Origin of the sequence: Lysinibacillus sp. NPDC048646, assembly GCF_050272295.1 — a bacterium.
Lineage (GTDB): Bacteria > Bacillota > Bacilli > Bacillales_A > Planococcaceae > Lysinibacillus.
In genome coordinates, this window is record NZ_JBNNLZ010000012.1 from 119,083 (window position 1) to 129,607 (window position 10,525).

At 33.7% G+C, this 10,525-nt stretch carries 14 protein-coding genes; 5 read left to right on the forward strand and 9 right to left on the reverse strand.

Annotated features, from left to right (window positions below):
- Positions 1-149: 149 nt before the first annotated feature.
- The 3 genes from ACQKII_RS14395 to ACQKII_RS14405 form a co-directional block, all read right to left on the reverse strand.
- Entirely contained in the window at positions 150-569 is a 420-nt protein-coding gene (locus ACQKII_RS14395; RefSeq protein WP_427460327.1) for a hypothetical protein, read from the reverse strand.
- A 656-nt stretch (positions 570-1,225) separates the two neighbouring features.
- A complete protein-coding gene (locus ACQKII_RS14400; protein WP_427460329.1) occupies positions 1,226-1,351 on the reverse strand; it encodes an S-layer homology domain-containing protein in 126 nt (41 codons plus the stop codon).
- Positions 1,352-1,453: 102 nt separating this feature from the next.
- Positions 1,454-2,884 carry a DHA2 family efflux MFS transporter permease subunit gene (locus ACQKII_RS14405; RefSeq protein WP_427460331.1) on the reverse strand — a complete coding sequence of 477 codons (1,431 nt, stop codon included), beginning with the start codon at positions 2,882-2,884 and terminating at the stop codon, positions 1,454-1,456.
- 167 nt (positions 2,885-3,051) lie between these two features.
- Here ACQKII_RS14405 and ACQKII_RS14410 point away from each other — a divergent pair, with 167 nt between their 5' ends.
- On the forward strand, positions 3,052-3,594 hold the full coding sequence (locus ACQKII_RS14410) for a TetR/AcrR family transcriptional regulator (protein ID WP_427460333.1): 543 nt from the start codon (positions 3,052-3,054) through the stop codon (positions 3,592-3,594).
- Positions 3,595-3,893: 299 nt separating this feature from the next.
- On the opposite strand, the gene ACQKII_RS14415 is transcribed toward ACQKII_RS14410, so the two are convergent.
- A complete protein-coding gene (locus tag ACQKII_RS14415) occupies positions 3,894-4,547 on the reverse strand; it encodes a DUF2306 domain-containing protein (protein ID WP_427460335.1) in 654 nt (217 codons plus the stop codon).
- Positions 4,548-5,279: 732 nt separating this feature from the next.
- On the opposite strand from ACQKII_RS14415, the gene ACQKII_RS14420 reads away from it, so the two are divergent.
- The 3 genes from ACQKII_RS14420 to ACQKII_RS14430 all read left to right on the forward strand — a co-directional run bounded on the left by ACQKII_RS14420 (position 5,280) and on the right by ACQKII_RS14430 (position 7,498).
- The gene (locus ACQKII_RS14420) at positions 5,280-6,329 is read left to right on the forward strand and encodes a 2,3-butanediol dehydrogenase (protein WP_427460359.1); all 1,050 of its coding nucleotides are present in this window, start codon (positions 5,280-5,282) and stop codon (positions 6,327-6,329) included.
- A 465-nt stretch (positions 6,330-6,794) separates the two neighbouring features.
- Positions 6,795-7,166, forward strand: a complete 372-nt coding sequence (locus ACQKII_RS14425) for a hypothetical protein (RefSeq protein WP_427460337.1) — start codon at positions 6,795-6,797, stop codon at positions 7,164-7,166.
- 185 nt (positions 7,167-7,351) lie between these two features.
- The gene (locus tag ACQKII_RS14430) at positions 7,352-7,498 is read left to right on the forward strand and encodes a hypothetical protein (RefSeq protein ID WP_427460339.1); all 147 of its coding nucleotides are present in this window, start codon (positions 7,352-7,354) and stop codon (positions 7,496-7,498) included.
- Between the two features lie 153 nt (positions 7,499-7,651).
- Here ACQKII_RS14430 and ACQKII_RS14435 read toward each other — a convergent pair whose 3' ends face one another.
- The 4 genes from ACQKII_RS14435 to ACQKII_RS14450 form a co-directional block, all read right to left on the reverse strand.
- A complete protein-coding gene (locus tag ACQKII_RS14435; protein WP_427460341.1) occupies positions 7,652-7,783 on the reverse strand; it encodes a hypothetical protein in 132 nt (43 codons plus the stop codon).
- Positions 7,784-7,998: 215 nt separating this feature from the next.
- Positions 7,999-8,265, reverse strand: coding sequence for a hypothetical protein (locus tag ACQKII_RS14440; RefSeq protein WP_427460343.1), 267 nt, complete (start codon positions 8,263-8,265; stop codon positions 7,999-8,001).
- Positions 8,262-8,705, reverse strand: a complete 444-nt coding sequence (locus ACQKII_RS14445) for a phage holin family protein (protein WP_427460345.1) — start codon at positions 8,703-8,705, stop codon at positions 8,262-8,264. The genes ACQKII_RS14440 and ACQKII_RS14445 overlap by 4 nt, the downstream gene beginning before the upstream one ends.
- A gap of 437 nt (positions 8,706-9,142) precedes the next feature.
- Positions 9,143-9,463, reverse strand: a complete 321-nt coding sequence (locus tag ACQKII_RS14450) for a hypothetical protein (protein ID WP_427460347.1) — start codon at positions 9,461-9,463, stop codon at positions 9,143-9,145.
- Positions 9,464-9,667: 204 nt separating this feature from the next.
- Here ACQKII_RS14450 and ACQKII_RS14455 point away from each other — a divergent pair, with 204 nt between their 5' ends.
- Positions 9,668-9,844, forward strand: coding sequence for a hypothetical protein (locus ACQKII_RS14455; protein WP_427460349.1), 177 nt, complete (start codon positions 9,668-9,670; stop codon positions 9,842-9,844).
- Positions 9,845-10,171: 327 nt separating this feature from the next.
- Here the strand turns inward: ACQKII_RS14455 and ACQKII_RS14460 are convergent, their stop codons facing one another.
- Positions 10,172-10,354, reverse strand: a complete 183-nt coding sequence (locus ACQKII_RS14460; protein ID WP_427460351.1) for a PspC domain-containing protein — start codon at positions 10,352-10,354, stop codon at positions 10,172-10,174.
- Positions 10,355-10,525 lie beyond the last annotated feature (171 nt).

Sequence of the window (10,525 nt, forward strand, 5' to 3'; positions counted from 1 at the left end):
GTTCTTATTTGAAATCGAGGACAATGTTTTACGTTTTTTTCAAACTTTTAGGAAATAAAAAATAGGACATGCTGCCAGAGCATGTCCTTGGATTGATTTAATATTATTCTCTAATCATAAATTTCTTTTTGTATAACGCACTCAACGTTTTACTGATATAACTCTTTATAAACGATGACTTTTAACGCTGTAAGTTCCTCTTCTGTCAATTTATCTTGGACGCCTTGAAGAGCCTCTTCTTTTGTCATGGAGCCGTTTTGTAATTTTACTCGAATATCATTAAGCTCCGAGATACCCACTTTCTGAATTAATACTTTTGTGGCTTCTTCTTTTGACGTAAACGGTAATGTACTACTGTCTACTGTTTTCGCTTCTTCCATAAATGATTTTAATTCAGGATCACGTTTAATCGTATTCTTAATGTCTTCCATTTCTCCGCTGTTCTCTAATTCTGTCGATATCGTCTCCACTAACTTATCTGATGCAAACTGAGTACCAAAATGATACACACCATAGCCAATTACACCGATGAAAATCAACAATATAAGTAGGAATTTAATCAATTTCATATTCGCACGCTCCTTCATCCTAGTTAATAATACTATATTGAGTGTACAGATGAGAAATAATTATCATTTCCCCTTTTCATTCATGATTTTTCATATCGCAAATGAACAAGAGCTGGAACATCGTCCAATGTCACCGCTTCTTTCAACGATGTACTGTACTGCAATAAATAGGTCAATGTCAGTTGTTCAGAGTTTTCTCCTATATAATTAATCTTGATAGCCTGTATCTCTTGTCCCCAAAAGTTATTACTTGTAATCAACTCCCCAATCCAATTTTCTCCCTCTCCTTTAAAGGCGGTACCACTTATTATTGTTATTACAAGATACTATCATCATTATTAAACCCGTAAAGAAAATACCCAGTAAAATCTTTTTCATATTTAAAAGCCCCCTTATTGATTTTCTATTCTTAAAGAAATTCCCCTTAAAATAGTTAAACCCTTGTGCAATGCTTTGCTTGTGTTGGAGAACTGAATAATCAGTCATCTAAACTAGTGTAGCACATTTACAAATATTAGGATAAATAATTTGTATATGTAAACATGTTACATATAGTTAGTTAGGAACACCATTTTTTCCAACTTTATCAAAAAAGCGCATTCGGAAATGTTTGATTTCCAAATGCGCTATTTTATTTTATTTTGTAATTGTTCTTGCTAAAAATACGGAGAAGTGCTGGCGGTTAATGGCTGATTTGGTTTAAAGTAACCATTATCGCCCATTGTAATACCATATTGAGCTAAAATTTGTACGTATTCATAGTACCAATCCGCTTTTGACACATCTTTAAAGGCATGGTGATGAAATCAAATTTTATGAACATACCTCCACGCCTATCTTTATTCAATAAAAAATAGCCAATACAACATGTACTGGCTTCATAATTATGATGGTTGTTTAACCTTATTTTTTGATGGCATAAATAGAGTCAATACAAATGCAATGACAGCTAAGATTGTCATGAAATAATAGGCATCACTTGAGCCTAAAATCGAGGCAAGAGTGCGGATAGCTTCAAGCGAAGCATTTGGCGTTTCCTTTAGTAAGGATTCAGCATGATTTGTTGTTTGCGTTGAAAAAATTGTGATAACCACAGCAGTACCAATTGCACCAGAAATTTGGCGTAAGGTATTGTTTACTGCTGTACCATGCGTCACAAGTGTTCTAGGTAAGGAATTCAAACTAGCTGTATTCAATGGCATTGTGATAAAGCTCAATCCTATACGTAGGAAAATGGTACGTATCATTAAAAAGATAAAGGTTGTTGTTTCTGTTAAATCTGTTACAACCCACATAGATGGAATGATAAAAATCAAACCAATAATAAATAACGGCTTCGCACCGAATCGATCATAAATTTTTCCTGTAACCGGAGACATAAAGGCGTTGACAAGGGCCCCAGGTAATAATAGCAAACCAGCGTCGAAAGCTGAGAATCCTCTTCCATTCTGTAAATAAATAGGTAATAATACCATATCCGCATACATCATCATTGTGACGATCATGTTGATGATCGATGTTAGCGTAAAGATCTTATTTTTAAAAACGGATAAGTTAAGCAATGGATCAGAAGATTTAATTTGTCGTAGACAGAACATTGCCGTAGTGACGATTCCCACAAGTATCGTGACGATTACAACATTATCATCCCAACCACGGCTTCCTGCATTACTAAAACCATATAAAATAAGGCCAAAGCCAAGTGTTGATAACATAACACTTCCTACATCTAATTTCGTTTTTTCTGTTTCCGAAACATTCACTAAATATTTCATCGCTAATAAAATGATTATTGTAACAAATGGAATAAGACCGATAAATAACCATCGCCATGAATAATATTCTATAATAAAACCTGCTAATGTAGGTGCAATTGCTGGCGCAAAAATCACAGCAAGTCCAATTAACCCCATCATACTTCCTCTTTTTTCTGGCGGGAAAATAAACATAACTACACTCATTAGCAATGGCATAATAATTCCTGCACCTATGGCTTGAACCATACGGCCTATTAATAAGACTGAGAAGTTTGGTGCTATCGCACACAATATAGAGCCAATTAATAAAAACAGCATTGAACTCATAAATAATTGGCGTGTAGAAAAACGTTTCATTAAATATGCAGTGATCGGTACTAATACACCGTTAACTAACATAAACCCAGTAGAAAGCCACTGTACGGTTGTAGTAGATACTGAAAATACGTCCATTAAGTTACTTAATGCAACGTTTAACAATGTCTGATTTAGAGTGGATAAAAAACACCCTAAAATTAACACCGTTAATAATACTTTATTATTTATTGAATTCGTCATATAGTAGTCCTTTCGCACTTTACTTTTTTGACACTCTGTCAATAAAATAGATAATATCATTAATATTTTTTGATGCCTATTGACAATTTTTTAAGATGTGTTGACTAATCAACATTATTTACAATAGTATTGATAAAATTCGAATTAATAGATAAAGGAGCGTAATAATGGTCAATCAAAAAAAAGAGGATCCTCGTGCAGTTCGCTCTAAGCGAATGCTTAAAAAAGCTGTGATAGATTTATTGATTGAAAACCCTGATATTTCGAAACTGACAGTCCAAAAAATATCCCAATACGCCGAGCTAAATCGCGCGACTTTTTATTTACATTTTTTTGATATTGGGGATTTATTAAAGCAGTTGGTTTACGATATTTTCGACGACTTGTCGTTGGAAATGTCTCCCGTTTTACAAATTGACGATATCAATAACCATGAACAATTGATTACGTTTTTAGATTATTTTTATAAGCATCGAAAAATTTTAGCCGTTCTATTCGAACACCCGGGTTTCAAGAAGAAATTACATATGATTTTAAAGGAATCGATTGTCCTTCAAAGTGGAAGAAAGGATACTGATACGACAGGTATAACTTTATCAATGGATATTCTCGCATCCTCAATCCTTGGTATAATCATGTGGTGGCTAAAAGACGGGGTTCATTTTAGCTCCGAATATATAGCAAATCAAATTATTGAATTATATGGGTAATTATTTTGGAAAAATTGTTATTCGCCTTCTATATGTCATACAAACTCATGACTATATTTAACACAAAAAGACCAGGTACTCACTTTGAAATGAGCTCCTGGTTAGTTTTCTTGGTGACTGAAAATTATTTTTCAACCTACGTTCTTATGACAAAAAAGATCAACGTGAAGGTTGGAGATAATAATTTGCTTTTTTAGACGAAGATAAATAAATTATATTCCCTGCAAATCTAATTGGCGAAACGTCTTATGATACTACCTACTAGAAAAAAGTTTTTTACTAGGATGTGCTGTTCGTTTTTAAAGTTGTAAATCAACACTTTTTTGCTGCTTTTTGACATTAAGTTTTCGTTGTATAAACCATTCTGCAACAATTAAATTGGGTACCCAACATAGCCAAGCAATCATAGGGTAATAAAGTATGAAATTTTCATAACCCATTAGAATCGTGAACAATACTAGCCAAATTCTTAATGTTACAGCTGCAAATGTTAAGGCGTAATTTCTTATCATCCACTTTTGATGACCCTGAATATTTTTATGGCTAATTTTAGCAAGTGCTTGGAATATTGTCATCAGCCAAACGATAGATAAGAAACCAAAACCCAATTGAGAGATCCATCCCCCTGTAGCATAAAACGCTAAATAAAGTCCTGAAACACCGCCGAATACAATACCAAACATATAAATTTTCCCCAACATTCGATGACGGTTGATATTTTTCTCTCTAAACTTTGACAATAAGGTAAAGGGGCCAATTACTAACGCCACTATACCAGATACGATATGTAAATAAAGCATTATGTACCAAAACGAATGCAATGTAGAAATAAACATAAGCTTCAATTTTACAAACCCCGCTTGATGTGCATCCATAATAAAATATTGAACCACCGAATAACAAGATATGAAAATTGCTAAGCAGCTAACAATAAGCCAAGTTTTTTTATTCATTTTTCTGTCTCCTAAAATTTATTTAGTATAAATGATATGCATGCATTTTTTAAACATTCAATATAAACTAAACTGTTTATCTTTTCTACTTTCTATATGCTTATATGCTTTTCTGAGGTTTTGTTCCTCGTAAATATAAATTCTTCCACATGTTTAAATCGATTATCAAGGAGCCCCTTCCCCTCATAATGTAACATTAAATTTCACAGGATTTCCCCACGACCTAATAAGTGGTAATAAAATGGCTATAAGAGGTCTCATCTTATATACAACATCTTAAGATGCCTAGCTTCACATTCAGCATTCTAGGCAATAGAGACTATAAAGGTGCAACCACAATAGTGGTAGATTGGTAAACAATAATTTACTACAAACTGTGATTGTCTCACGATACCTTCAATACAAAAAGGTGTAATGCATTTAGCGCTTACGGTGAAAAGGAATTCTTTAAGACACTTATATTAATATAATGTCAATAATCATTCTATCAACATGAAAAAATAATATAAAATATACTTAAATTGATTAGAAACGCAATATATAGTATTTTTTATACCGAAATTACCATATGCAGCATTTTAGTAGTTACTTTATTTTCATGATGAAGTTCTAAAAAACCTTCGTTATAACCCTATTTCATTATTTCAAGTCGTTAAATTTGTATCCTATTAATATAGTGATAGAATGAAATTGTGACAAAAAGACATAAATTCCATCGGAGGTTATGACATGATGAAAGCAGCAGTATGGTACGGCGAAAAAGATATTCGTATTGAGGAAAGAGAATTAAAAGCGCTTAAAGATAATGAGGTAACAGTTCGTGTTGCTTGGGCTGGTATTTGTGGTAGTGATTTGCATGAATATCAAGAAGGTCCGGTCTTTGTTCCAACAAAAGAAAAAGACGTATTAACTGGCGAAATCGCTCCACTTATTATGGGACATGAATTTGCTGGTACTATTGAAAAAGTTGGCGCTAATGTTACTAAATTTAAAGTTGGCGATCGCGTTGTAATTAACCCAACATTAACACATGGTAACAAACCTGAAGATGTAGATGCTTATGATGGCTTCAGCTTCATCGGCTTGCACGGTGATGGTGGATTTACTACTTTTGCAAATGCTCCTGAAAACAATGTTTACATACTTCCTGATACAATGACGCTTGAAGACGGAGCGCTTGTTGAACCTACAGCTGTAGCAGTACAAGCTGTAAAAGAAGGGAATTTACGCTTTGGAGATACTGTGGCGATTTTCGGTGCCGGTCCAATCGGTTTATTAACTGCAATTGCAGCAAAAGCAGCTGGTGCAAGTAAAATTATCGTGTTAGATTTATCTGAAACACGTCTAGCCAAAGCACAAGAACTTGGTGCTACTCACGTTATTAACTCCGGTGAAGTAAATGCTGTGGAAGCTATTCGCGCTATCGTTCCAGATGGTGTTGATGTGGCATTTGAAGTTGCTGGTGTGGCACCAACATTTAAACAAGCAATCGATGCAACAAGAGCTCGTGGTACAATGGTCATCGTATCGATCTTTGCACGTCCAATCGAATGGAATCCAATCCATTTAACAAATACAGGTGTGAAAATCACTTCAAGTATCGCTTACACACCAACGTCATTCCAACAAACAGTTGACTTAATGGGTAGTGGTCAATTGAAACCACAAGGAATTATCACTAGCCGTATCCAATTAGATGCTATCGTAGAAAAAGGCTTTGAAGCGCTAACAAACGATAAATCACAAGCTAAAATCTTAGTAGAATTAAGCGGCGAAAAATAATATTTCTATAATATATATTTAATAAATATAGTAGAGCACATATTCGTCTTCACTAATATGTGCTCTTTTAGCTTTTACGTACTCATCCAGCGCCCGCCTCGAAAATAGTTAGGTATGGCGAACAACCTTGGGGTAAATAAACGTCGTATAAGATTCGACTCTCGAAAAATTAACAAATTTTAACATAAATATCAAGATAGAACTTGCATTTGGGATTGAATTTCATAAATGCAAAGTTTGTGTTTTCTTCTAACAACTTACAAGAACGCACAAACGCTTATATTCCCCTGTGGTAACGCCCAACCTCATCTGTTGCACAATTCCCATTCTGCTACCAATTCACAATTTACTATGTTATGATTTTTGTAGATAAAATTTTCAGTTAGTAAAAAAAAGAGTAAATAGTCACTTTATATAACTGATGAAACTGTACATGTATCACAATTAAAAAGGCGGGATTGTAGAATGAATGTTCAATTGGGAAGCAGCTATTATCTTAGTACATTAAAAAAAGATGGATCGAATCGTTTGTCAGATAATTTATTTTTGGATAAAAATAAAAAACCCAAAGCAACATATGAAATCAAGAAAGAGAATGGCTATATACGTCATTATGTAACAAAAGCAAATGGCGAAAAAGTCATGATTAAAGAAACAAAGTTACCAAAATCTCAAGAAAATGAACAGGGTTCTAGCGATATGAAGGATATGATCACCGAAATGGTTATGAATCAACTGACAAAAGTTTTGGATAAAGAACAATTCAATAAGTTTTCTAAAACAGGATTATCAGCTCAAAAAGAAAAACAGATTGAAAAATATGCGACAATTATTTGAAAATCGGAGGCTATTTTCAAATACGACAACCGAAACAAAAGCAATCACACATTAATCTAGGGACTTGTGAGTAAATTTACACACAAGTCTTTTAATTATGCTCTCACAATGGCTTACAGTAACGATTATTTCGGCTTGTGGTAACGATCAGTCTCATTTTCCCATTTGACTATAGACTTTTAATAATGTTAAAAGGTTGGAAAGAAGATGACAGTGAAAAATATAAAGATGGGGGCACATCGGGGTATTATACAAAAAATGATGCTGAAATTACACTTGTTTCTTTAAACGGTTCTGTGCAAATGACAATATTCATGCCTGATAAAAAATAATTAATATTTAAGTTAAACAAAAAAATATCAAGACGGCAATTAAGCTATCTTGGTATTTGATATTTTTTTACTCAAAAAATTTGGGTACTGGATTAATTGAGTTATTTTTATTTACGTCGTTGCTGAATGGTAATACATAAAGTCATCAAACGATCAGTTATCATTATACCAATTCTGTAAATCCCTCAAGTGTGAAGCCTGAATAACTCCATCTTTAACTGCCTGTGCAATAAATTTTTCTGTTTCAATTTTCATTGCTGGTGAAACTGAATTCCAATTTGTCACTTTAATTTCCTCCTTTTTGTCTTCCACAATTAATTGAACTTGTCCTTTGCTAGTAGTTGGCACAGTTATTTTTCCCTCTAACTTGTAAGCTTTTGGCATTAACCAAGGAGGTCTAACTTCAAAATGTGTTCGGTCAATACTAACTACCCAATCACCCCCCCAGATAATGCCTAGTTTTCGTGCGATAACCCTACCCGATTTAATAGAGTCACATCCTATAAAGATTGTGGAAGGCCCACAGTAATATCCCACACTAAACGTGATTTATGATTGCTATTTAACGTCAAAGTGACAATTGGCCCTGGTCTTGTTCGACCTTGTGCATACAAGTAATTTTGGCGTGCTTGGCTGCGATACATTTTCAGTGATGAAGATGTTGCGGATTCCTTCTTTGTAGAACTCTTGGAATAGCAATCGACATGCTGTTTGCCCAGCTGATAAAAGTTCGGATAAATCTCGGCATTTGTTGTTACGCTTTTCATTTATCTTCACCATCCTTCGGTTTATCTTCACCATCTTTCGGTTTATCTTCTTTATCATTTTTTAATTGTGTAAATGCGTTCTGCAAAAATCGAGGTACCTTAATGCCTAAATGTCCAAGGTTTTCTATCATGCTGATTCCTTCCATCCCGATTAGAAATAGAATCATAGCATTACGCATAAAATCGCCACTGTCTGTAGCATTGTCCAATTGCACTGCTGCTACGACCATTAATATCATTGCTGTCTTTTTCAAAAGCCCCTTAAAAGCCTTACGTGAATCTACGTCTTTAATTAACCAAGCGACCATTACACCTAATGTGAAATCGATAGCCATTAAAATTGTTAAAGCTCTTAGCAATTCATCCACACCGCCAATTAAATATACAATCCATACAGTAATACCACCAATAACTGATGCCCAAAGCGTATTTGTTTCCATATTAACACCTACCTTCTTGTATAATAAAATCCCTCCACAATTATCTGTGGAGGGTCTAAAAATTTACTAAATTTTCCATTAAGTTCAATTGTTTTTGTTTTCTAAATAACCGCTCCCATCTCTAGCATATTCAATTCCTGAAACAAAGAGCTCCAACAAATACACCGAACCAGCTAATATTATGTAATAATTTTTTCGAGCAATGCCGTTGAATCCTACATGGCTGTTTAAATTTGGATTTACGATATCGCCCCATAATTCTTGTGATGTTCAATAGCTATGAAGCCTATTAAAACAGTTACAGCTATTCCTAAGTCGTTCACAGAATAGGACACAAGTGTGCCATTCACGCCACTTCTGCTGCTATCCATTTTTCCATTACAAAACTTCCTTTTCGCATAAAAAAAAGCCCTCCACTAGTATGGAAGGCAAAAAACTCACTCTTTATTTTCAATATAATTACAGTTAGCACAAAGATGATCTCTATTTATAAAAATAGCACTGTACATATATGACCAAGGAATATGGTCAGTACATCTTTCGCATGTATCTACATAATTATCACGCAATATACCATTTTCTAAAAAGACACACCATTGTTTATCCGATAATCTTTCAGGTCCGTTTTTTTTGACAAGTATCGATATTTCCAACGCTTCACCATCGTCAAATCTATTTTCACTAATAAGTTCTTCCAAATAAGAAATAAATTTAGATGGTTCACTTAATATTCTTTGTTTAAGCTTTTCTTTATACATAAAAACTCTCATTTTCCATCTACATACAATTCGACAAAAATATAGTACTTCCTCTTAATTTTGACAATAAAAATAACGCTAAATCTATGCTTGCACATCTCTACACATCGATATTTTTAAATGAGTTACACTTTGAAAAAAGGCTGTTTCCTTTGTATTAAAGGCATATAATGTAAATATATACATAAAAAAGGGGGTTAAATAGTGAAAAATGATTTAGTTGCATTATCAATTTTTTGTTTTGCTGTTTGCAATAAATCAACCTCAACCGTTAAAACAAACCGCCCAACATCAATTATTGACACAGTCAGAGATAGGAAAAAATCCTCAACGGGCTCTCGTATGTCGAGTCACCCATTGAGGATTAAAAAATCTTATTAATTTTTAGTGTAGTTTATTTGAAATTTCTTCCAAGTTATAAACCCTTGGTACTCTTAGTCTTGAATCGCTGCTTCTAAAGCAACAACGATCATATCGTTGAATTGTGAATTGAAAATCAAGAGCTATTAAAGTGTTGATTTAACGGTATTTATTATATTGAAATGTGTCACCATCAATCATAATTTTTCATTAAAAATCACATTCAATCATCAGTTGGTCACTTTTTGGTCACCAAAAGTCACCTGTTTTAATACCCTAGACCACCCATCACGGAGTGGTCTTTTTATTGGTTTGATTAAATCTCTCGCTGGATTGAAAACGGCCACTTTAATATAGTCTATTATCTTTTTCTAAAGTCGCTGCTAAAATTAAATACACAATAATAGATGTTGGAATTGTAAAGAAAAATATTAATCTAATTATTGTAGAAGATATACCGAAAAAATCTGCAACCCCTCCACAAACACCTCGTAACATCTTATCTTTTGAAGATTTCTTTAATTTTCGCATAATATATACCTCCCTTATTTTATTACACTAAAATTCTTCGGTAAGCCCGAAATACAAAAATAAGCGCACCTTCTCGGTACGCACGACGAATGGCCAGCTATCTGAGTTTTTTTCAGATAACTGGCTATTTTGAACATGTGGCTTGGATATTATTCGACCAAGGCATGTAAT